The following is a 23617-nucleotide window of genomic DNA, read 5'->3' as shown; positions in this document are numbered from 1 at the left end:
GGACCGACGATTGACACGTAGGCTCAAATTAGTTCCATGAATGCCAACAGCCGTTTATTTAGCAGATGAACATTAAAACGCTCTTCTGCCATCCGTCGACTTTCCTCGCCCATTGCTTCGATCTCATCAGGATTTTCGACGAGACGCTGCATAGCGGCCGCCAACGATTTCGGATCGCGGACTGGAACCAAATAGCCGTTCACCCCATCGTCGACAGTTTCACGACAGCCCGGTCGGTCGGTCGTAATAACTGCGCGCCCCATAGCCATGGCCTCCTGGGTACTGCGGGGTAGACCCTCACGATATGAGGGGAGAACAAACACGTGAGCTTGAGCAAGCCAGGGCTTCATGCGTACGTGTCCCGGCCATTCAACAATGCCCGCCGCCACCCATTCCTCAACCTCAGCTTCGGTAAAGGAGGCTGGGTTATCATCAATGCTCCCCAATAAAAGAAATCGTGTTTCCAGGCCCATAGTCCGCAGAATGCGCGCCGCCTCGACGTAATCCCACACTCCTTTGTCACGCAACAAGCGAGCCGCGAGGAGGAAAGTAACTGGTCCCTTAGGCAATTCACATTGCGACCACTCCTCCAAGTCGACGCCGGAAGCCCCGGCGAGAGCAGTCTTCTCAGGGCGGATGATCCGGCGTGTAACGAATTCGTTGAGATCATCCGGATTCTGGAACATCAGCAAGTCAATCCGCTTGAACGCGAATCGCGCAAGTAATGTGATGATGATCTGTAGGAGCTTTCGCTTTCGCCTTCCCTCAGTTCCGTCGGTGAAGGTGAAACCGAGGCCCTCGATCAAACCGTAGCGGCACTTGATGCCAGCTAGCCAAGCAGCGATCGTACCGTAGATGACTGGTTTTATGAAATGTGCGCAGCAGATTTCCGGCTTATGCTGTCGCAGTAAGCGGCTCAGTTTCACCACTGAATAGAGTTCTCGCGCAAGCCCGATACCCGAACGTGCCATCGGAAAGTGCTGTGGCGAGGCACCTAGTTCCAGCATCTCCCGTCGCGTCGTCGCGTCATAATCAGGTGCGAAAGCAACAACTTCATGTCCCGCCTGAACCATCTCCCTCAGCAAATGTCCGCGAAAATTAAGCAAGGATTGCGCCCCGTTTGACAGGATGGCGATCTTCATACTGCGCCGACCTCCGCAGTGGAGGGAGATTTCGGCCTTGGCGTTTCGCATTCAAACCAGGTCCGACGATAACTATCGAGCATACGATCCAGCGAGAAGTTGGCCGCAATGTGTCGGCGAGCGGCTTGTTGGCGGGCGCGCCAGGCAGGAATGGAACCACATTCAGCGAGCATTTCGGCGATCCCCCGTGCAAGTGCCGCCGGATCGCCCGGTCGCACAATTCGACCAGTACCGCCCAATATCGTAGCCGCATCGCCAACATCGGTCGAGACACATGGAGTGCCGCACGCCATTGCCTCTGCCAGAACATTGGGAAAGCTCTCGCCCCTAGACGACATCACGTGAATATCTAACGCGTTCATAACTGCTGGGATGTCCCCGCGAGGACCTAGGAAACGGACCTGATCGGTCAAACCAAACCTGCTGACGTGTTCCATCAGTTCTGCGTTATCGGGCACCATGCCGTTCCCGATCAACAGGCAGATAGGCCGATGCCCCAAGTCGCGCAAAATGGCCAGTGCTTGAAACAGATTGGCGTGATCCTTTAGCGGATCGTGGCGGGCCACGAAGCCAATTAATCGTTCAGAAGAGGCGATATTCAACGCGGCTCGCAGAGCAACTCCGGCGTTTCGATCGGGTTTAAATGTAGAAAAATCATAGCCGTTAGGTATCACCAACATGCGATCAGGGTCATATCCTATTTTGGCGTGGACCCTGTAGGCCTGTTCTGCGCAGCATACGATCACGCGCGGAATCAATTTCGAAAGTCGCGCTGAAAAACGGGCAACGAAGATCGTTTGACGCGCGATTTCTCCCGAACCGAGACTGCTATGGTGAATACCCCAGGAGATGTTCCTTAGCCCGGCAAAACGGGCGATCAGTCCACCAAGCAAGTTGGCGTGATACATCCAGGTCTGCACGGCATCGGGTCGCACCCGCCGCATGGTGCGCCACATCGTTCGCATCCCGGTGAACGTTACGCGACCTGGCGGCATGCCTAGGCATGTTACGGGAATTTCGGCTTTGGCCAGCCAAGGGCCGTACTTGCCCATATCACCTAGTGAGATGACGTAGTGACGATTGTCTCGATCCTCAGTGCAGAGCCGATACAGCACGGCTTCTGCGCCACCGTCGCGCAAACCTGTAATGACGTGGAGAACGGACCTCATAAGATGCCCCACCCTAGAAGGGGCTCGCCAACGCGCGCAGCATATTGCGCTGCTGTAAGAACTGCGAAGGCCGCGAGAAAACAACGCTTCCGCCACCCCGGTAGAGCTAATCCGGCTTGGAAAACCAGAAAAAGGCCACTTTCAAAGATTCGACCCGCAACAGGCGTAAGGAAATAGATCGCCAGGTAAAATGCGAGGTTAGAAAAGGCAAACATATTATCTTTTAGAAAAGTTGATCCAGCTGACGCAAAAAGAACAAACATCGTCAGCCAGAAAAGAAAGCCCAATCCGCTAATCTCCAAATCAGCGTCGGCGTATAAGAGCGCTTGTCTTGCACCCAACCCACCTGAGACGACACCGATCAGGACCCCGATAGTAACAAAGCACATGATGAGAACCGCCGCGCGTAACCGAGGTTCAGATCGTAAAGTGTCGGATGCCCACACCGCGACGCCAATCACCAAGATAAAGAAAAAAGACGAATGAATGAAGCCGGACGCGAACATTAAACATATGCGCAACCACTTCGGTCCCGCAAAATATCCCAGTACAAATACGCCCAACGCTAAGCCCTGGCGCAAATGAATGATATGATTCTTCACAACCTGCGGCGAGATAAGAAACAACACCATCCAAATCGCATGGCCAGGATTCCGCTTCAGAAGTTGCCAGGAAATCACAAAGGCAGGCACAAAAATGAATACCCGCAGCACATTCTCAGGATAAATGTATTGAGATAATATTATATTTAATAAAAGCCACAATGGCTCGTTTGCCAGAAACGATATCAAGCCTATATTAGTATATCTAGCAAGAATAAGATCGCTATAATTCGCATATACGAAATAGTTATCCCTATCCGTAAAGGCATCCACTGGCAGATATGCTAAGGCGCCAGCGTAACACAGGGCAAAGACCAGGGGAAACGCACGCCGAATCCAATTCTTGGAAATCGGTACTTCGTTTGTTCGAGCTTTCGTGGCATTCAGGCTGGCAGTCATGTCAAAATTCGCTCAAAATCGGCCATAATCACGTCAGGATGAAACTTCCGCAACATTGAGGCAGGATCGGGCCAAGTGCGGCGGTCCAGCGCGTCGACCACAGCATCGGCCAGCGCATCGGCGTCACCCACCGGAACCAAGGTGCCCCATTTCCCGCCTTCGAGGATTTCGTCCGGGCCCGTAGGGCAATTCGTACTTACCACACGCACTCCGCAGGCCATGGCTTGGATCAGGCTGTTGGGAAACCCCTCATACACCGACGACAGGACATAAGCCTTCGAAGCCGCCATCCAGCCAAACGGATTTGGCTGAAACCCCGCAAGCATGACAGTGTCGCTCAGGCTTGCATCAGCAATGCGCCGTTCGAGTTCCGGCAGAAAAGCTCCCTCGCCCAGGATGACCAATCGTACATCCCGGCGCTTCCTAACTTTTTCAAAGGCCTCCAGCAACGTCGGATAGTCCTTCTGTGCCTCCAAGCGGCCAACGGCTACGACCACCGGCGGGCTATCCGGTGCCAGCCACGGATGCTCCGGCCGCTGGACCGCGAGGGCCGCTATGCCTTCGACATCCACCGGGTTGGGGATTGCCACTACTCGTTCAGGCGCCAATCCCAATTCTGAAATCAGTTCCTCGGCGATACCCCGCGACACCGCCACGATCGCATCGGCGCGGGGGTAGAGGCATCTCATCAGCCAAAGAATGAGCGAGCTCCCGCGCCCCGTCAGACTGGCAAGGCTGTTGCGCTCGCTAACCACCAGTCGCATCCGCACTCGAGCGAAAAGTCGAGCCACGATTGCAACAAAGTTTGCATGGAAGAGCGCTGACAACAACGCATCGGGCCGCTCACGCCGCATATAGCAGATAAGCGGCCAAACACTCGCAATCACCCTCCCGCGACCGAGATCGACCACGTTCACCCTATCAGACACTTCAGACAGATAGGGTCCTTCAGCCTTCACCAGGACCAGATCGACACGATGCCCACGACTAGCAAGTCCGTTGGCCACGCTGACCATGACACGCTCGGCACCGCCGCCCTGCAATGAGGGAACATAGATCGCAATATGGGACATCTTATCGAGGCAGGATGTTCTTCGCATTAAGCCGGGACACAACGTCTTCGATCATGAAATGCTCTGGACGCACCGCTCCGGGATGCCACGACAGGTCCGCCTTCCAGAACCCCGGACAGTCGACGTAGCCCGCAAGGGAAAAGGCATAACTGATTTCAATTATGCTCCACCGGCTTCCGTCCCGCACGAAATCAAAAGCGCAACATTGTGAGTCAATTTTCTCCGTTACGTCGAATGCAATTCGTAAGCATTCCTCAGGAATCTCGCCCTTGGCATGGAGAATGAGACCACTTCCCGAGGCGCGGAAATCACCATCACGGATCATCCGCTTTATCGCAATCGCCCGCTCTCCGATAACGATAACGCGAATATCGTGGTCATTTTCGGGCACAAAGTCCTGGAAATATACGTAATTGCGTTCAGCTTGTTGCTGTCGATGAATCTCATGGGGGACTATTACGCGAGCCAGACCTCGACCGATATTGGAAAAATTGTTCAGTCCGGGCTGCCTGCGGAAATGCCAGATCTTTTCGCGAAGCGCATGAAACCGAGAACTGCGCCAACCGCGACCGAACGATCGCCGCACGATGGCTTGCGCCGCGTCGAAATTCCGCACCAATCTCACGTTTTGGGAACCCGCGCCGCCCCGCAATTTCCAGACGAGTGGGAAGGCCGCTTGCTGCAGCCAACTTAGCGCCCGATCCCGATCATAGAATACATGACTCGGAACTGCGGGCGCACCAATGGAATCGAGCAGGTACTTTTGACCAACCTTGTCATCGTAATGCCAGCATGTTGCCGTACTAGGAAAAACCAGCACTCCCCTCGCCTCAACAGAGGCTATTAATTGACGCGCAAATAAATGAGCCAAGTAATCTATATGCGACCAATGCCAAAGCAGTGCGCTACAGCCGTCTAGATCATTCATTATATCACTAGAAAAACAGTCTACTTCTTTGAATGGGATCGAATTAATATTACAATATTCAACCCATCCCGCAGCAAAGGAAGCACCCTTGGTATGGATAGCTAACATATCTGCTCCATCTCAATGGTGAAACAGCGAAATCGCCCGTACCACCTCGAAAGTAGGCAATAACCTCGCCGCATTAAACTCGCTCTCCTAGTGTTGCTGACGACAATATCGTCGCCTCCGGACGATTGCTCATCGGCCAGCACCTTTGCACACAGACATTTACTACTTCACGCTTGCAGGCTTCAACCGTCCGGCGGCAGTATCGTGATGCTGAGCTACGATTATTATCGCCAGTATGAGTCCAGCGTTTGCAAAAAGACTGACCAGCGAAAACGCAGCTATAGCGGCCATTTCACCGCCACCTGACCAATAGGTCCCGACCATAGCCAGCACCCGTATCACCAAGATAGCGATGTTCATTATCAATAACAGATTCTGCGCCTTGATGACAGGAGCCAGCCTAATCGAAGGTATATTTGAAATAGAAAATCCAACCCAAAGCGACATCCACTGGGCATAATACCCAGCTTCGCGCCACTCCTCACCAAACATTAAGGCAAAAGCCGGAGGTGCAAACCAAGCTATTAACGCAATTATCGGAAAAACAATAAGCAAATGAGCTGTTGTTTTGAGCAATAGCGGAGTCAATGCTTTCCCATCTCTATCCAGTTCAGCAAAACGAGCATAAAGAACGTTGCCAGTCGACATGCCAATAAGATGCAGAGGTAAGCCCAGCACACTTCGGGTCAATGAGTACAATCCCGCCGCCACGGGTGAGAAAAGTGTCGTCAAAAGAATTACGGGTACCGATTGAGAAGCCGCGTTTAGGACGTCTGTGGGAACCCGATAAATCGGAAAATCTCGATGCTTACGCAGTAGCCCCCGCGCGCGATGCAATCCGAGAGGCGGTTTGGCGATCCTTCTGCTGCGAATACCGAACGACAGCAGCGCTACCTGCACCGACGGTGCGATCGAGGTAACCGCCACAAGGATACCCGCGACTGGAGCAGCGAGGCCACCTAGGACCCTGGCGAGGTTCGTCAAGCAAGCTTGAACCACCGTGACGACGCCGAATACCCGGAAGTTGTTCAATCTGGCGGTTCGATATTCGGATACGTCCTGGCAGGCCGTGAAGAACAGTGCCAGAGGGAGGAACCATATGAGCGATCCGAGCGCCTCCGCACCGAGCAAAGCCAAAATCGCTCCGCGGGCAATCCATAGGGCAAGCCCCACCAGGCAGGACAAGACAAAGGCAATCATCAATGAAAGCCGTCCCAGGTACTGGGCATCGGTCTCGTCATCGGCAACGATGATAGCCATAGGATACCGTAGCGAAATCGCCGGACCAAGAATGCTGATCAAGGACAGAAATACTGCCTGAAGACCAAACGCCTCTGGGCCGTAAATCCGCGTTATAAGTGGCGAAAAGGCGAAAGCCACTGCCTGCGCGGCGGCTGTTCCGCTCGCGACCGCAAAAACACTACGAAAGAGCGGGGAAGTCAGCAAACGACGCATGGACGCCGATCCGCAAACGACACTGCAATTCGCCGAGAAGACAAAGACGCCGGACCGATACGGCAAAAACAATTCACCGCCAGCGCAATTCTGAATTCAACAGTCATGAATAAATACACATCATTTTTCGTAATAGTCACGAAACCACGCGACGAACTTCGAAATGCCGTCACGGAAATCGGTCTGCGGATGGTATCCCGTCAAACGCTGAAGCAGTTCGGCGTTGGCCCACGTTGCAGGCACGTCACCCTTCTGCATCTCCATATAATTCCGGATCGCGCTCTTCCCAAGGCAGCGCTCGATCTCCTCGATAAAATCGAGCAGCCGGACTTTGTTGGAGTTACCGATGTTCACAATTCGGAATGGCGCAACCGGGGAAAGGCTGTCTCCCTGCAATATTTCTTCGGGATGGCTCGGTCGCATGGGAACGGCATCCATCAAGCCGCGAATTCCCCGGACAAGATCGTCGACGTAGGTGAAGTCGCGATACATCTCGCCTCGATTGTAGATGTCAATGGGACGGTCGGCGAGGATCGCATCGACGAACTTGTACAGGGCCATGTCGGGCCGTCCCCAAGGGCCGTAGACCGTGAAAAAGCGAAACATCGTGGTGGGTAGGCCCCACAGATGCGCATAGGCGTGCCCCATGCTTTCAGTCGCCTTCTTGGTCGCAGCATAGATCGTCAACTGCGTGTCGGCCTTCTCCAATTCGGTAAAGGGCATGTCATCGTTGGCCCCATATACAGAAGAAGTCGAAGCCATCAGGAGATGCCGCACATCCAGGCGCCGCGCCGCCTCCATCACATTGAACGAACCCACTACATTGGCGTCGATGTAGGCACGCGGGTTTTCGATGCTGTAGCGTACTCCAGCCTGCGCCGCGAGATGCACGATCACATCGGGAACGAATTCATCGACCATGCGATCGAATACCTCGCGATCTTCGAGCATTCCTTCGGTCATGGTAAACTTGGGATTTTGCAGCAGAATGGAATGACGACGGCGCTTTAGCGCGACGTCATAATAGTCTGTCATGCCATCAAACCCGTGAACGCGGAGACCTTCTGCCACGAGCAACTTCGCAAGATGGAACCCAATGAAGCCCGCGCTGCCCGTGACAAGGACCCGGCGCGGAAAGCTACCCTCCGACAAGGCTCGATCAGGCAAGTTCGCACGCTCCTGCGAAATCCGCGCTCAGATTCGAATCCACGTTGTCAGCGACGATCAGCATGCTTCGCATTTCCGTTCATTCATGGGGCCTTCCGACTTCCCGGGGGCGAGTGATGCCACCACGCATTATCCGGTAGGGCGTCAGATGCAACTGGCGACAGAGTCGTTCTCCGCTCTCTTCATTTGATAGAAGTCTGAGCGACGGCTCGTCGCTAGGTCAGAGCAATGAGCAGGCATTGATGTGCCCTTCACCGCCCATCGTCGCGATATGCCTCGCAATCAAGCACAGGATGAACCTCTTCCGCGAGATATCTGGCCCACTCTCGGTGGTAGAGACTGCAAACCTCACCTAGTCTTGATTTGCAAGGCAATGTTCCCTCAGCAACTCAAGCCATTGTCGCTGCGGGCGGCGAAAAGTTTGGACTGCCCAACTCCTCTCACGGCCAGCTTTCTGATTGAAATGCGCAGAAAGATGGTCCGCCAGATCTAGGCAAAGCGGTCCATGATCCCCATGCGCAACGTCAATCATTAGAATTTTTTTAACCTAGTTCAATTCAGGCAAGGCATGCGCGATGGCACCTTTTCAGGAGCCTGGCAGAGCGTGGAAATCCAGATCGCTATGTCGGCCGCTGGCAACCCGAAGCGAGAGTGATTGATTGATCCTTCCCTGCTTCTATAGAGGGACTCAAGGATAGCATAATGACGTATATTCCGACATCTAATGCCGACTTCCCAGCAAGAGGCGCCATTCCGCTTTCTCAGCATGCTGCGGAATCCACGCTCAGCGGGCACCATTGGCTACATCGTTTCCGCGTCCAGTTGCCCACCCTCGTTGTCGGTGTGCTTTTGCTGCAGTTCATGACGCTTTACGCTCGGATGGGAGCGTTCGACCTCATTGCGCCGGTCTGGGTGTCACTTCTCGCGACTCAGATCGCAAACGTAGCAGGCGCACTGTCCTTTCGCGCAGTTCAGCGGGTACCCGGAACGCGAAAGCTGGGATTTATCCTCCCGACAATCACGGCGAGTTACGGAGTATTGATATTCGCAGCCTTTGCGTTTCGAGTTCCCTACAGCGTTCTGATGATAGGCGTCGGCTATGCAGGCGCATTGGCTATCCTCTGGGCGTTCAACAGCTTGGCGCGTCCGGGCCCCAACGGCGGTCTTCATATCGTTTTGAACGATCAGACCCGCGAGTTAATGAATGATCTGCCGCAATTGCCTTTTCACATCATGGAAAGCCCACGAGTTCTGGCCGGGCTGACAACCGGCGCCGTCATAGTTGACCTCCGCGAAGACCTGGCTTCGGACTGGGAACGAGAAATCGCGCGAGCAGTGCTTCGAGGGCTGCCGGTCTACCACGTCAAGCAAGCCCATGAGTCCCTTACTGGCAAGGTGCGTTTCGATCATTTGTCGGAAAATCACTTCGGCAGCCTTGTCCCATCACTCGGATATCTTGCACTCAAGCGCGCAATCGACCTGATTGTGTCCACACTTGCGTTGGTTGCCTTATGCTTGCCGATGCTGGCGATTGCAGGGTTGATCCGCTTTACGTCGGCTGGCCCAGCGATCTTCAAGCATAGTCGTGTGGGATACCGGGGGGAGCCATTCATCGTATTCAAGTTCCGCACGATGAAGCAGAGCAAGTGCGACAACGACGATCGTGAAAGTCAGATTACGCTCGCGGCCGATCCGCGCATAACTGCTCTAGGGCGCTTCCTGCGGGAAACGAGGCTGGATGAACTGCCTCAGTTGATCAACGTGTTAAAAGGAGAGATGAGTCTCATTGGCCCTCGCCCCGAGGCCCAGGCATTATCGGAGTGGTACGGCGAGCGGCTGGATTTCTATGAGTATCGTCACGTTGTCAGACCAGGCATAACCGGATGGGCTCAAATCAATCAAGGACACGTGACAAGCATCGAAGACGTATTTCACAAAACTCAGTACGACTTCTACTATATAAAGAACCTGTCTCCCTCCATGGACTTTCTAATTGCATTGAAGACAATAGAGATAATGTTCTCGCGAAGAGGGTCCCGATAGATTCAGGGGGATACATCGTCTTCGTTGACCACCGCTGTGGCTTCGCTCGATAGCGGAGCATTACGAGATCGAGCCGTTGCTGCTTTGAACGATGAGGTCGTGTCAGCAACACTAAAGCCCTTGCTTTCCACCCTGGACTCCAGCCTATTTTCAACCCGATTCTGAATGCGATTCTCGATACGGGCCAAAGGTGCTGTATTCAGGGCCAGGTCCTCTCGTTTCAGGCGCTGCCCCACTTCTCCTGTCCCAGTCTCCGCAGTTCGCCCAATGTCCTGCAGCCCTTCGGTTTGGTTACCTGCCAGATCCGCGCCTGGAAGCACGCTCTGCGCCTCCTGAGCGAATGCAGGGGAAACGATGAGCAACAAGGAGCCTAAGCTGCTGATGCTTACATGAGCAGGCGCCACAACACGGAAAAATCCCATTATCGCCACCTCCTAGTCCTTATCCGCCGACTGGTACGATCTGCACGTTTTCCACCCGCCCCGTAACTCCCTCGATCTCGTCCGAAGCGCGAGCGACCAGCGACAGAGACTGAACCGCACAATCTGCCGGCACTGAAAACCGACCAGAAAACGTCGCACCAACTTGACTGGAACCTGGCAGATCTACCCGAACCAGTTCAGTACCGTCTAGGCAAGACAACACCCAATACGGCCGCGAACGCTCCGGTTGATCCACGCCTTCAATGCGACCCTCCAAACGATAGTCGCCTGGAGGTAACAGCTGAGTCTGTTTGACTACGGTCGCTCGCGTACTTGGCGGTAGGGCAAAGTCGAGAAAACCGTCGCTGCCTTGACGGAGGATCGCCGCAGATAGGCCCGGCATAGTTCCGATGTTCCAATCAAAGGGAGTCGGATTCTCGACACCGGAATTGAATTCCGGATCCCGCGAGTGATTGCGCGCAACAGCGGACCGGAACGTCTGATAATAATCCCAAGCTTCATCCATCAGGCCCCGGGTGACAAGGCGGGTCACCAGCCGGGCTTGATCCGCCATCTCAACTGGAAGCCCCTTGCCCTCACTCTCCCGGAATAGCTGAGCGACAGCAGTTGGATCAGAACCGCTGTTTGCCGAAAAGTGTATGAAAGCCTGATCCCAGGCCGGCTTTCTCTCCAGCATTCTGATGAGGCGTTCGCGAATCTCCGGCTCGACCGTAGATGAAGCCAATACTGGAAACAGCATTTGACGAGCCTTGTCCGAGGTACGTAACGCAAGATCGTAGTTACGGAGCGCACCATCGACGTCACCCAGTGACACATCCTTCTCGATCCGCCACATTTGCGGACCAAATTCTCGCCTCGACAAGGCAACTGAGTAGCTAAAAAGCCGATCGGTCAGCTTCTCGTCCGATCTCATTTGCGCCTGGAAGGCCAGCACGCTCAGAGCGTCGACTGCAGTCGGATCGCGAAGCAACGCCTTGCGTGCCAACTTTGCTTGCGCTGAAGTGGAGGACGAGTTGGGAGATGCCGCGAACTTCTGCGCCGCAGATGCCGCCATTATCCGTCCATCAACTATAGCAAGTGCATCAGCGGCGTTCGCGTCGACCTCCACAATTACATTTGCCAAGGTACCGGCAACACTGACGTACGCGATCGAGGCGACGCCAAGCGTCAACACACCGCGAACGATCCATTCGCTAGTGGATCGCTTGACGCGGCGGGATTCAGAACCGTGCCGGCCAATTTCGGCGCGGTCGCTTGGCATCAAGCTGCCTCCGCTTCCTTTTCTTCTCGCCCGTAAGCGTAACCATATTCGTAGCCGTAACCATAATAGGACTTTCGTGCTTCGAACTTGGTAAGAACGCAGCCGAACACGCGTACGTTCGCACTGGCAAGTCGGTTCAATGCTGTCTTGACTTGGCTGGAGCGAATGCCGTGCGACTCGACCGCGTAGATGGCGCCTTCAACACGGCTCGCAATGAGCGGTGCGTCGGCCAAGCCCATGACGGGCGGCGAGTCGATGATTACATGATCGTAAAGCTCACACAGTCGCTCAACCAAGACTGAAAGCCGGTTACCAGTCAGCAGCTCCGCGGCGTTGGGTGGAATCGGACCAGCGGACATAGCAGTTATGGCCAGATCGTTCATGACAAAGGTGAGATTGTCGATGTTGTCGTCACCGGCAAGGAAATTGCTCAAGCCGCGATCGTGGTCGACACCGCCAAGATGATGAACCGAAGGCGAGCGCATATCGCCATCGACCAAAATCACCTTTTTGCCCGCCCTAGCCAGCGTGGTGGCTAACGCCAGTGCTGTCGTCGATTTGCCTTCTGCGGGACGAGTGGATGTTACCGCAAATGAACGCGGAACGCCATGCTCGGTGGTGAAGCCAAGGCTGGTGTAGACGGCGAGATACGCATCAAACAGTTCAGACTTTCGATCGAGCAAGGCCTCCTTGGGGGTCTCATCCATCGTTCTAGGTACTGAGCCGAGCAACGGCAGTCCGAGCCTGCGCTCCACCTCGGTCGGATCTGCAATCGCCTCATCAAGTTGCTCTAGAGCAAAGGCCAAGGCAGCTCCGATCATGAGGCCAGCCAGAAGGGAGATCATTAGATTGATCAACAACCTCGGGCTAGACGGAACCTGCGGGGTCAGCGCAAAGTCCACCACTGAGACATTGTTAACACCGATGCCGCCAGCGACACCTATCTCCTTGAAGCGTTGAAGGAGACCATCATAGAGCGCCTGATTGGTATCGACTTCTTGCTCAAAAATATTGTATTGAATAGAACGCCGACGCAGATCGAGATAATCTTGCTTAAGCCCTTCCACTTTTGCTTGTAGCTCATTCCGTCGCTGAATAGCTTGACGATAGCTCGCATCAAGCACGTCGGTCACCCGCCGCTCCTCTCGTTCAATGGAACGATCAAGATCATCGATCTGCGATTGAATCGCTGCAGCTGCCGGATATCCCGGCTCGAACCTCACCATCATGCGCTGATATTCAGCCGCCATCTCGGCACGGCGCGCGCGAAGTTCATTAATGGCAGGGTTGGACAACGCCTCTGTTGTCGCGCCGCGCTTGGCGGCAAGTCGAAACCGAGCTTCTGCCTCGATCCGATCCGCTTCCGCCTCTGACAGCGCCGTATTGAACGCGGCCAAATTGTCGACGATTATCGCTCGTTCCGGCGCACCTTGAGTCTGACCGGGGAGATTTATGATTTCCTCGGTTGAAGCATATGTAACCAATTGGCGCTGAGATGCATCGAGTCTGTCCTTGTACTCTGCCAACTGGCGCTGAAGCTGCTCCCGTCCGTAAGCAGTACTTTGGACCTTTCGCTCGAGGTTTGTCTGGATAAAGTTCTCAGCCCAGGCGTTGGCAACACGCTTGGATAAGTCAGGGTTGGGGCTCGTAAACCTGATATCCACGAGACGAGACAGTCGAGTTTCGTCAATGCTCAGATTATCGAGCAAAGTCTCTCCGGCCACTCTTTGCCGCTTGGCACGCCCCGAAGCGGGGTAACGACCATTCTCGAGTTCGAATGCAGGGTCATCCGGAGCCCCGAACATCTCGAAAAACTCCTGGTCATCAACCAAATTCAACGCATTGGCGACGCGCTCAGCCAACGTTCGCGACGCCAAAAGCCCGTACTGCGTCTGATAAAACTCCTGATCCGCAGCCCCAACCTCACGTTCAACGCCTTCAAACTTCGTAACTTGCTCCGCCTCCCGCGCGATTTCAATCGTCGCAGCAGCAGTATACTTGGGCGTCATCAGCAGCGTTACAATCAGTCCCAGCATCAGACAGATTACAGTGGCGCCGATGATCACCCAACGCCAGCGAAGAGCAATCCTGAGATAAGTATGCAAGGCTGAAGGCGCATCCGCTTCGCCAGACTCAAGAACTCGAGGCTCCTGAACTTGGGGGATGTCTGCCGAATTCAATTTGGACGCAATCATGTTCATGGTGGTCAACCGACTAAATCACTGAATAAGCGCAACAAGGGGCGCAGCGAGGAGAGGGGCCAGCGACACAAAATCCCGGAACAACCGCCGCTGAGGAGAATCGCCAACCACGATCACATCGTTCGCGTAAATTTGAGGATCATCATATAGCCCACGCCTGATGGCAGCAATATTATAGAGCCCCGCCATCTTTCGACCCTCAACCGTACGCAAGATCACCACGTCTTGCTGATCCGCGAACTCCCCCAGCCCTTTGGCGGAAGCCACGGCCCGCAGCAACGTCATCTGGTTCGTAACGGGATATAAGCCCGGCTCCACAACGGCCCCGTCAATCGTGACCACTTGACTTACCGAACTGAGAATATTCACCGTTACGTTTGGATTGCGAACAAATCGGCCATCCAACGCCCGCTCTATGTCGTTCGCAAGTTCGCTTGCAGTTTTGCCGCCAGCATCGACGGTGCCGATCAGCGGCATAGCAATCCGGCCGCTGGCATCAACCTGCATTTGGCCACTGAGTTCCTCGACGCCAAAAACGGTTACCCCGAGTGTATCAAGCGGGCCAATTAGCGAAATTCGATCAGGCGCGGCAAGGTCTGCTCGAAATGGCGAGGGGAGAACCGTCGCCCCTTCAACCAAGGTCAACCGCGAACTCGGCTCCAACTCCAGCTTGGACACGCAGGCGGTGAGAAGCAAGGCAGGCAAGAGGGCGCATAAATGCTTGTGCATACTGAACAAAGGCGGCTCGCTTCCGAGAACAAGTGGGGGTCCATAGTTGGCATGCACGATCAGGTAAAGCCTTACAGCCATCAGTTCCACCGATTCGTGCCATGCCTCGGCCAGACGGAAGAAGACGGACGGGCACCTGCGAGAGGCTGGTTAGCGACCCGACCCAAATCTTTCCTTGCGCGAGCGCTTGGCCATGGCGAAACCACTGCCATGAAAAACGACCATGTATCGAGACGCACTGCCTTGAATGGAATGATGGGAGCTGCGGTTACCCCTTACCTTGCGAACGCGCAGACGTCTCGCGATGGAAACGTGGATGTCAAAGAGATCAAACGCATCTTTATCGATCTGGATCTCGCAGAAGCAGAGGCCTCGACCGTCAACGGTCAGCTCTTCCAGCTGGTGGACAGCGTTGCGGGTCGGGCAGTCGTCTATCGCCGTTCCGCTACCGGATCGGAGAAGCTCTATGAAGAGGTCACAGCTACGGCTCTCCGGCAGGCTGACGGTAGCTCCATCGTTGGATTTGAGAATGACACGGTAAGCACTCGCCTCAACATCCTCAGCGCCACGATGCGCCCGGCCATGCGGGGGATTTTTTCTAGCAGCTCCGACCAACGGCTCGCGTTGCTCGATTTCGTGGCCGAGGCAGCGCAAGGGGGCAAGGTTATCGAATGGGGACCTATAGACCTCACGTTTGACGTTGTGACGCCCGCCGGCGCCGTTCGCGGGCTAGGCGTACCTTCTGGTTCAAGGTGGGTCTTCCATCCCGAGGCGCGGCTCCGAGCGATCCCAAACAGCAGTGACAGATATTGCATTCTCAATGTTCTCGACACCACCGACATCCTGATTGAGGGTTGCGGCGCAAGGCTCATCGGAGATAGAAATGATCACACCGACACCGGCGGGCAGGTTGGCAATGGACTGGGTTGTGGCATCAGAGGTGGGGTCAATGTAGTCGTTCGCGACTTGATCGCGGAAGAATGCTGGGGCGATGGTTTCTATGTAGGGTCCTCGGCCAGTCGGTCCTATTCGCAGGATATAATGCTCGACAATGTCCGCGGACTAAATAACGCGCGGCAGGGCCTCTCCTTGATTTCGGCGCGGAACATGATCTGCCGGGAGAGTTCCTTCTCCGGCACGGGAGGGCTTCTCCCGCAGAGCGGTGTCGATATAGAACCGAACTACAACTATGAGTATCTTGAAGCCGTTCGCTTCCAGAATGTCCGCACCTCCGGAAATAGCGGTGCTGGCTTCTTGATTTTCCTCTCCGCGATGAACGGCACATCGCACCCCGTGGATATCACTGTCGAGGGGCTGAAGGACGATGGGTCCACAGTCGGCATCCAGCTAGGTTTCGCAGGAGCGGCGGGTATTCCCGGGCGTATCCGGTTTCTCAACCCAAGCGTTGCCAACAATGTGGCATCAGCCATCGCCGCTCCTAATTATCAGTCCACCGGTCCCAAAGTGGTTATTGATGACCCGCTGCTGATCGACTGGAACAGAACTAACGGAAACTCGAACAAGTATCACTCGGCCATCTCGATCTATGCCGAAGCCCGCAGTAGCGGCACAACCGGCCTTGGGAACATCGAGATCAACCGTCCGCGCTACGTGCTTAACAGTGGGACTACGCCGTATCTGTTAAATATAAGCGATGAACGCATGAACTCACCGGAGCCGGCTACTGCCATTCGACATATCGACCCCGTCGAGGCTCCCGCCGAAAAGGGGATTTTCCCGAATGCCGGCCTGACGCAATCCAGCATCGTGCAGCGTGACCAGTTCGGAACGGTTGCACACAAATTCTCGGATGCCAACGAGAGCGTCACCGGAATTGGTTACTTCTCGCGGTATTACATCCCGGCCGTCTCCGCGAACCGCACCTACATGGTTAATAACAACCAGCCGATCGGTTGGGAGTTCGAGTTCGTCGTTACCGGCGTAGGCGCGGGACAAGGACGAGTTACGTTTGGCCCCGGACCGGTGTTGGTGCCGTTCGATAGTACCGCCACCGGTTTCTATGTCTATTCCGTTACCGATGGCTCGCGGCTGCGTATCCGCAAAACTGCTCCAAATCGCTATGAAGTTATCGATCAGATCGGAACATGGTCGGTGGGATCGTAACAACGGCCGTCAATGTGCAGAACCACCCAGACCGTCTACCTGATAATCGACATATCCGCCTCACCAACCAATGCCGACATAAAGAACTTGTGATGGGAATTCGCACATCCGCGGGCGCGGAAAGCAACTTACTAGCTGCGCCCGTTCATTTCCGGCTTTTCCAACACGTAGATAAACGTCTCAGCAGCGTTGCCGCGACGAATACCATAGGAAACGCCTTGAGCTAGCCGCCAGATCAAGTAGGCGGGGACGAAAGCCATAAAATATGCGCTCATCCAAAAAAGTGCGCGATCCTTCACCACCAGCCCGTTGTCCTGAACCAAACGTTCAATGTCACGTGGCGTGCAATTGTCATAGTAAGCAGGAAAGCCATTGTGCCCGTCGTCGGTACTCGGGAAGAGGCTAAACAATAACTTTGTCTTCAAACCTTGTGGCAGCAACAGATTCAGACGCGCGAACAAGGCATTCCGTGACGGTGCAAATAGAAATGCTTTCCCGCCTGGCGCGAGGATCGAGGCGATCGCCCTTATCGCACCCGCAACATCAGGCACATGCTCAAGCGTAGCTTGGCAAATGACGATATCCGCGTCGCCTGCTCCAACAAATTTGCAAAGATCTGCCGTGATTGCGCGATCGTAAATCCCTTCTGGTGCCTTGGCCAACTCTTCGGAACTGACATCAAGACCAACGACTGTAAGGTTGAAGCGCTGCTTGGCCTCCAGAGAAACGAAAGGCTGTGACCCGCCACCTACGTCATATATCGTCGCACCGTGTTCAATTGCGGATGGCGCGTACTCGTCGAGAAAGGTCCGATTGCCGTCTCGACGAAGAGTCTCAGGCAACAGCGAGTCAATGGCTCGCGAAATTCTAACATTTGACCGCACAAACGTAGCTAGAAAAGTCAACGTGCCCCCCATTCGACAGCTTCCCGCTGGGCACTCTCGCGATCGGTCGACGCCGAAACGAGATTGCAAATCACACCACCCTCTCGCCCAACTCCCATAGCTTGTCGAGCTATGCTTGTGTCAGCAACGGATCTTTTCCCCGGCTCGAGCCCAGCCTGAACTGCACCATCTGAACCCGCTTCGTCGGAGATCCCGGCTATGCTGCAGGTCAGCATTCAAGCCCGCTTGACCTAAGCGGGTAGGCGACCAAGCGGTTCACCGCGACGATCGTCAAGTCGTCGTGGTTGCTCGAAGGGTGAGCCCGTCTAGCGTGGCCTAAAGCCATTTCAGCCTGCCTGCTGCAATCTTTGAAGGCATGCCATAGCAGTCCTCGCGTTTTCGGCGGCATCAACATTGGCTAGCGCCGTCTTTTCCAGATCACTCTTGATATCGCTTGCTGACTTGCCCTCGCCCGCGCCCGCTTCATTCAGTTCCTCACTGAAGTACGTTCGCGCCTGCTCGATTGCCAGTTGTTGTTGCTCGGCCAATCCCTGGAAGTCCTGAAGCCGCTCTGCGAGCGCATCCATGCCGTTCGCGCACAGCAGAGCCCGTGCATAGGGACTATCGGCTTCCGTGACCGCCTGCGCTTGACCTACCGATAGTGCCCTTGCCAATCTCTTGTCCTCTTCGCTGAATTCGCGCACCTTCCTTTCAGGAGCCGCGATTGAATTCTCAGCGGGGGAGCATGCCGCAAGCGTCGTCAGCGCTAACGCCACAGAGAATACGAATTTGAGATCTCTTTTCACCATGTTCCGCGCTTTAGAGCCATTGGTGGTTTCCTCCAAGTTCGGACTTGTCTAGACGATGAAGTGCAATGCCCAGACATCACCATTCGACACGACGAATTCGCCCAGATCTGCCGTTCATCTTGATGGTCACGTGGCTGGTTATCCTATGGATCAGCGGCGGGGCATCGCGAGCAGACGCCATCGGTCAGGTAATCACGAGGGGAGCAGCCTGGGCTATCTTGGTGTTTTTGGTACTTTGGGCTCGCCCACCACAGCTTCGTCCTGTCGCGCCAGTGGCATTCTTCGTGTTTGCCGCAGCCGCGCTCCCTCTCCTGCAATTGATACCGTTGCCCCCTCAGATCTGGACCGCCCTTCCGGGCCGCGACTTGTTGGAACAGGCAGCATTGGTTATCGGTCAGGAACAGCCCTGGCGACCTCTGTCAATGTCACCGGGCGCCACCGTCAATGCGCTATCGGCGATGGTTGTGCCGATTACTACACTATTACTAATGGCGCTTCTCAAGCCGGATGATCATTGGCGCGTCGTTTCCGTTCTGCTCGGCCTAGTTGTTGCCTCAACGTTTCTCGGCCTGCTGCAATTCTCAGGCGGGCATTTCAATCACCCCTTCGTCAACGATATTGCGGGCTCCGTCAGCGCGTCTTTTGCCAACCGCAATCACTTCGCTCTTTTTGCCGCGATCGGCTGCTTACTCGCACCCGTCTGGGGCTTTGGGGAAGGGAATCAAATTCGCTGGAAAGGGCCGGTGGCGATTGCCTTGTTGCTCCTGTTCGCGTTGATTATCCTGGCGACTGGTTCACGGACCGGCATGCTCGTTGGTGTTTTGGGCATCGGATTGGGATTGCTTAACGTCCGGCGCAAGGTGGTCTCGGAATTGCGCAAGCTGCGGAGGCCTTATGCAATCGCGCTAGTGGCTGTTGTGATTGCGCTTCTCGCCGCGACTGTCATTCTAAGCATTACGCTTGGCCGGGCAGCGTCGTTCAATCGCGTTGTCGCCCTTGATGTCAGCGACGATTTGCGCCGTCAGGCCCTCCCGACTGTTTGGGCAATGACACAGTATTATCTCCCATTCGGATCAGGTCTTGGCACGTTCGACCCGGTATTTCGGATAAATGAGCCCGATGAACTCCTGAACGTCGTCTATTTCAACCATGTTCACAATGACTGGATCGAAATCGTTCTCGACGCGGGACTGGCTGGGCTGGTTTTGTTGATCATCGCTATTGGGTGGTGGTTGTGGAAAGGCACGGGCGCTTGGCGTTTGGATAGTTCAAAGTGTCAATTACCACGTTTGGGATCCGCGGTGCTACTTCTCATCTTCATCGCCAGCGCTACGGACTATCCTGCGCGCACGCCAATGATCATGGCAGTGGTCGTGATCGCGGCGATTTGGCTAAATCGGTATCAGAGCCAAGGTGCGGCAGCCTACAACCGGCCACCCGAGAGCAGCGTCGCCGATGCCTCGCCGAAGGAAGGTTAGCTTCGGGAACGAGTAGTTTTCCGTTTGTGCGCTGCTATTCCCCCAAAACCCATCCTGTACGGGTGCGAAGATAGCGCCGGCCAAATGGGTAATCACGTAGTGGCTATGCGCTTGCGAAGGGATCGCGCCTGATATTCTGCAAGGGCCAGATCGTCACCGACGGATTCTAAGACATTCTCTCGCCCTGCTTAACCAAACCCTTAAATCGATTGCTAACCAGGCCGGCCCATGGTGCGCAAAGCATGTCCTCCGGTTGTGCCGGAATCGAGCAGCGAGGAATCAGCACCGATGAGCCTCCAAAACACACTCGGGCGCTATCACATTGCCGCCCAGGAAGATCGCTCGGCGGTTCGTACCAAGATCGCTATCCCTGCGCAGTTGCGCGCATCGGGAGCACGCGCCGTTCAGACGGTGGTCAACGACCTTTCACTGTCGGGCTTTTCCGCCACGGCAATCACCCGGATGCACCCAGGCTCGGTGTGCTGGCTGACGCTGCCGGGTCTGGAGTCCCTGCAAGCGGAAGTGGTTTGGTGGGAAAACAACCTGTGCGGTTGCGCCTTCACGAACCTCCTAAGCCCGATCGTGCACGACAACATCCTCACCCGTTATCGCGAGGGCAATCCCAGCGCCTGATCCTCAGGTTTTGACCAGGGTGACCTGGCTGACGGTGATCGCGCCGCTGCGGAACCCGCCCTCGCAGTACATCAAGTAGAAGCGCCAGAGGTCGCAAAACCGGCGGTCAAAGCCCGCGGGAAGATCGTCCTGCGCTTCGGCCGCGTCAAAGTTTGCGCGCCAGGCCTTGAGGGTCTCGGCATAGTCGAACCCGAAGTCTTCCTGATCTTCCCAGGCAAGCCCACGCTCTGCGGCCAGGCGGCGGAACTCGCTGGCCTTGATAAGTAGCCCGCCAGGGAAAATGTAGGCCTGGATGAAATCGGCGTTGCCGGCATAGGCTTCGAACAGTTCGTCGCGCATCGCGATGTACTGGATCGCCGCTCGCCCACCCGGCCTGAGATTGCGGGCGACGCAATCCATGAACGCGGGCCAATATTCCCGGCCTAGAGCCTCGACCATCTCGACGCTGACGATGCCGTCGAACTGACCGTTGGTGTCCCGATAATCCTGCTTCAGAAACGCCACATCCGGATAGCGGCCACGGGCCCAGGCCAGCTGCGCATCCGACAGGCTGATCGCCGTGACCTCGCTGCCGCGTTGTGCGAAGTGATTTGCCAGCGCGCCCCACCCGCATCCGATTTCAAGCAGAGTCCGCGGCTCCCCCAGGCGCTCGGCAAGCCTGTCCCACTTTCGCTTCTGGCTCGCTTCGAGCCCATCACGCTTGAAGCGATAGCCGCTCGAATAGCTCATGGTGGGATCGAGCCAGGCTTCGTAGAAGTCGTTGCCGAGGTCGTAGTGAGCGTGGATGTTCTTCTCGGCCTGCGCGCGAGTGTTGCGGTTGAGCCAATGGAGCGCCCTAACCCCTAGGCGCCACGGCCCCTTGGCACGGCCAATATCGCCGAGCCCATCGGAGTTGGACATGAACGCCGCGAATAGCGACACCGGATCGGGGCTAGACCACTCCCCCGTTTCCCAAGCCTGGTACCAACCCACCGACCCGCTGATCGCAAAGCGCAGCAGGGCACGCCAATCGCGGATGTGGACATCGCCCTCGAAGCCGGGATTGCGGCCCCCGAGAGTGCGTGTGTCACCATCAGGCAGGCGCGCACGAATGACACCATGCTCGATTCCCCGGTCGATGAGGTTGAGCAACTTGCCAAGGCCCGGAGCAAAAAGTCGCGCGAAAAAACCCGGCGAAAAGCCGAACCGCTGCCCCGCATCGAGCAGCAAGCTACCGCGCTGTGCGCTCTCCCCCTTCATGTCATGACTTTATGGAACGTTGGTCCTCACGGTTCAAGCGAGTTGCAATCCAAATCATGGGCCGGTCGCCCCGCAGCCCGGATCTTCCGTGGGAATGACCGCGGAAATCCAGAACCGATTGCGCGCCAGGCCATCGGAGAACCGTGCGTCGTTGTAGTCGACGCGGGCCTGGCAGCCCTCGATCTGAATCCGAGCCATCGGCAGGATCGACCAGCGCATAAAACGGATGACCTCGGGCGTCGCTGTAAGAGCCCGTCGCGCGAGAGGATGGTCCATTCCATCCTCAACCGACGCGGTGATACCCTGAAGCCGCGTGAGGGAGCGCGTCGGATCGTATGTCCCGCGCGAGATCTTGCCCGCTTCCCTCCAGACCAGGTCTCGCTGCCAGAAGAGCACAGGCGGCGGACTGGCGACGACCACGTCGGCCTGCGGGTAAGGGGGATTCGACGTCAGCGCTCGCTTGGCGGCCACGCTGATGCCGGCGTTTGCCAGGATGTACAGGGCCACAACGGAGAGGGCCACGATGGGAGGGCGGCGCCAGGTATCCCGCTCCCTGTTCTCGCGGTAGATCGACAGCGCGATCGCGCCGCCAAGCGTCAGCAAGATCCACAGGTCGATGATGAACAGTCCGTCGGTGTGGTACCATCGGTTGTTGAACGGCGAGAGCAACTGGATCGCATAAGCGTTCTGCCAGTCGAGCAGCGGGTGTGTCAGAGCGCCTAGATAGCTCAGGGCGAGCAGCCATCCGAAACGCATCTCCAGTCCGCTGATGAACGAGGTTCCGCGCCTCACCTGCCATCGATCGAGCAGCCATAGCAGGCCTGCCAGGATCGGAGGCATGAGCAGCACGCCGCCAACCAAACCATGAGTGAAGCCCCGGTGCGTGGCGAGCGGCGCCCACGGAACCCAACCGAAGAACACGTCGATGTCGGGCATGTTGGCGCCCAGGATCAGCGCCGCCAGGCCTTTGCGGGTCTTGTGCTTGAGCCCCGTCTGCCCAAGCGCCCAGCCGGCCAAGGTATGCGTCAGATTGTCCATCTGTGCCCCTTAGGGGTGACGCAATTCGGGGGTTTGAAAAAGTGTAACCTTGGGGATTTTTTCGCAGAAACCCGCGGGTTTGCGGCGCGCTCCAGCAGGCCCGTGTGTAACCTTCCGCTCACCGCGTTTTCTCTCCCCTCACACCGATGTGAACGGGCATCGGCGACGCCCTGCCCGAGTACAAGAGCAGGTCGGGGCGATGTAGGAAAGTGATTTAGAGTGAGGGACTTTCTAATGGCGGTGGCTCCGTGAATCTCACACGAAGACACGAAGATGTAGGGCTATCCGATCCGTCCATAGTAATCGTTGGCGATGCGGCGAAGGCCATCTTTGAAGGTGGCCTGACCGAAGTTGATCAGGAGGCCGAGCGGCAATCGCATCAATCGAAGGTAAGTCAAAATCTGCTTACCGTGAACTGGCGCTAGCCGCTCAATGGACTTGAGTTCAACGACCAGCGAGTTCTCGACCAGAAGATCAATCTTGAAAGCGTTGTCTACGACAACGCCCTTGTACGACATGGTCACGGGCACCTGCCGCGCGACATCTAGGCCGGACTGTCTAAGGCCTTCGGCCATCAGCGCTTCATAGGCGCTCTCCAACAGGCCCGGCCCAAGGTCACGATGAAGATGGTACCCGCAATCGACCACGGTCCGAGCTACACGCTCGAGATCGTCCGGGTGCAACATCTTCAT

General features: G+C 55.9%; 20 protein-coding genes. 4 read left to right on the top strand and 16 right to left on the bottom strand.

Annotation, left to right across the window (positions count from 1 at the left end; all coding sequences use genetic code 11):
* Window positions 1–23: 23 nt before the first annotated feature.
* The 7 genes from KK137_RS04410 to KK137_RS04380 form a co-directional block, all read right to left on the bottom strand.
* A complete protein-coding gene (locus tag KK137_RS04410; protein ID WP_214534815.1) occupies window positions 24–1142 on the bottom strand; it encodes a glycosyltransferase family 4 protein in 1119 nt (372 codons plus the stop codon).
* Window positions 1139–2311: a glycosyltransferase family 4 protein gene (locus KK137_RS04405; protein WP_214534813.1), complete on the bottom strand. Its 1173-nt coding sequence runs from the start codon at window positions 2309–2311 to the stop codon at window positions 1139–1141. The genes KK137_RS04410 and KK137_RS04405 overlap by 4 nt, the downstream gene beginning before the upstream one ends.
* On the bottom strand, window positions 2308–3312 hold the full coding sequence (locus tag KK137_RS04400) for a hypothetical protein (protein ID WP_214534810.1): 1005 nt from the start codon (window positions 3310–3312) through the stop codon (window positions 2308–2310). The genes KK137_RS04405 and KK137_RS04400 overlap by 4 nt, the downstream gene beginning before the upstream one ends.
* Window positions 3309–4385, bottom strand: coding sequence for a glycosyltransferase (locus tag KK137_RS04395; RefSeq protein WP_214534808.1), 1077 nt, complete (start codon window positions 4383–4385; stop codon window positions 3309–3311). The genes KK137_RS04400 and KK137_RS04395 overlap by 4 nt, the downstream gene beginning before the upstream one ends.
* A 1-nt stretch (window position 4386) precedes the next feature.
* Window positions 4387–5421, bottom strand: coding sequence for an ATP-grasp domain-containing protein (locus KK137_RS04390; protein ID WP_214534806.1), 1035 nt, complete (start codon window positions 5419–5421; stop codon window positions 4387–4389).
* Between the two features lie 162 nt (window positions 5422–5583).
* Window positions 5584–6876 (bottom strand): oligosaccharide flippase family protein, encoded by a 1293-nt coding sequence (locus tag KK137_RS04385; RefSeq protein ID WP_214534804.1) that lies wholly within the window; start codon window positions 6874–6876, stop codon window positions 5584–5586.
* Window positions 6877–6996: 120 nt separating this feature from the next.
* On the bottom strand, window positions 6997–8043 hold the full coding sequence (locus tag KK137_RS04380) for an NAD-dependent epimerase/dehydratase family protein (protein WP_250893578.1): 1047 nt from the start codon (window positions 8041–8043) through the stop codon (window positions 6997–6999).
* 702 nt (window positions 8044–8745) lie between these two features.
* On the opposite strand from KK137_RS04380, the gene KK137_RS04375 reads away from it, so the two are divergent.
* Window positions 8746–10086 carry a sugar transferase gene (locus KK137_RS04375; protein ID WP_214534801.1) on the top strand — a complete coding sequence of 447 codons (1341 nt, stop codon included), beginning with the start codon at window positions 8746–8748 and terminating at the stop codon, window positions 10084–10086.
* 2 nt (window positions 10087–10088) lie between these two features.
* Here the strand turns inward: KK137_RS04375 and KK137_RS04370 are convergent, their stop codons facing one another.
* From KK137_RS04370 to KK137_RS04355, 4 genes are read right to left on the bottom strand one after another with little or no spacing between them, the layout of a single operon-like run.
* Entirely contained in the window at window positions 10089–10508 is a 420-nt protein-coding gene (locus KK137_RS04370; RefSeq protein ID WP_214534800.1) for a hypothetical protein, read from the bottom strand.
* A gap of 19 nt (window positions 10509–10527) precedes the next feature.
* Window positions 10528–11790 (bottom strand): hypothetical protein, encoded by a 1263-nt coding sequence (locus KK137_RS04365; RefSeq protein ID WP_214534799.1) that lies wholly within the window; start codon window positions 11788–11790, stop codon window positions 10528–10530.
* Entirely contained in the window at window positions 11790–13991 is a 2202-nt protein-coding gene (locus tag KK137_RS04360) for a GumC family protein (RefSeq protein ID WP_214534798.1), read from the bottom strand. The genes KK137_RS04365 and KK137_RS04360 overlap by 1 nt, the downstream gene beginning before the upstream one ends.
* A gap of 18 nt (window positions 13992–14009) precedes the next feature.
* Complete coding sequence (locus KK137_RS04355; protein ID WP_250893715.1) at window positions 14010–14801, bottom strand: polysaccharide biosynthesis/export family protein; 792 nt, start codon at window positions 14799–14801, stop codon at window positions 14010–14012.
* Between the two features lie 129 nt (window positions 14802–14930).
* Here KK137_RS04355 and KK137_RS04350 point away from each other — a divergent pair, with 129 nt between their 5' ends.
* On the top strand, window positions 14931–16844 hold the full coding sequence (locus KK137_RS04350) for a hypothetical protein (RefSeq protein WP_214534797.1): 1914 nt from the start codon (window positions 14931–14933) through the stop codon (window positions 16842–16844).
* 131 nt (window positions 16845–16975) lie between these two features.
* Here KK137_RS04350 and KK137_RS04345 read toward each other — a convergent pair whose 3' ends face one another.
* The gene (locus KK137_RS04345; protein ID WP_214534796.1) at window positions 16976–17686 is read right to left on the bottom strand and encodes a class I SAM-dependent methyltransferase; all 711 of its coding nucleotides are present in this window, start codon (window positions 17684–17686) and stop codon (window positions 16976–16978) included.
* A gap of 389 nt (window positions 17687–18075) precedes the next feature.
* A complete protein-coding gene (locus tag KK137_RS04340) occupies window positions 18076–18573 on the bottom strand; it encodes a hypothetical protein (RefSeq protein ID WP_214534795.1) in 498 nt (165 codons plus the stop codon).
* Window positions 18574–18809: 236 nt separating this feature from the next.
* Here KK137_RS04340 and KK137_RS16550 point away from each other — a divergent pair, with 236 nt between their 5' ends.
* Both KK137_RS16550 and KK137_RS04330 read left to right on the top strand, forming a co-directional pair.
* The gene (locus tag KK137_RS16550) at window positions 18810–20015 is read left to right on the top strand and encodes an O-antigen ligase family protein (protein WP_214534794.1); all 1206 of its coding nucleotides are present in this window, start codon (window positions 18810–18812) and stop codon (window positions 20013–20015) included.
* Between the two features lie 288 nt (window positions 20016–20303).
* Complete coding sequence (locus KK137_RS04330) at window positions 20304–20648, top strand: PilZ domain-containing protein (RefSeq protein WP_214534793.1); 345 nt, start codon at window positions 20304–20306, stop codon at window positions 20646–20648.
* A 3-nt stretch (window positions 20649–20651) separates the two neighbouring features.
* Here KK137_RS04330 and KK137_RS04325 read toward each other — a convergent pair whose 3' ends face one another.
* The 3 genes from KK137_RS04325 to KK137_RS04315 all read right to left on the bottom strand — a co-directional run bounded on the left by KK137_RS04325 (window position 20652) and on the right by KK137_RS04315 (window position 23617).
* Window positions 20652–21887, bottom strand: coding sequence for an SAM-dependent methyltransferase (locus KK137_RS04325; protein ID WP_214534792.1), 1236 nt, complete (start codon window positions 21885–21887; stop codon window positions 20652–20654).
* A gap of 54 nt (window positions 21888–21941) precedes the next feature.
* Window positions 21942–22925 (bottom strand): metal-dependent hydrolase, encoded by a 984-nt coding sequence (locus KK137_RS04320; protein WP_214534791.1) that lies wholly within the window; start codon window positions 22923–22925, stop codon window positions 21942–21944.
* Window positions 22926–23206: 281 nt separating this feature from the next.
* Window positions 23207–23617 carry a GxxExxY protein gene (locus tag KK137_RS04315; protein WP_338027970.1) on the bottom strand — a complete coding sequence of 137 codons (411 nt, stop codon included), beginning with the start codon at window positions 23615–23617 and terminating at the stop codon, window positions 23207–23209.

The sequence above is a fragment of the Croceibacterium selenioxidans genome, assembly GCF_018599195.1.
Lineage (GTDB): Bacteria > Pseudomonadota > Alphaproteobacteria > Sphingomonadales > Sphingomonadaceae > Croceibacterium_A > Croceibacterium_A selenioxidans.
Note: the sequence above shows the minus strand (reverse complement) of the source record. Positions and strands in the feature narration are given on the sequence as shown.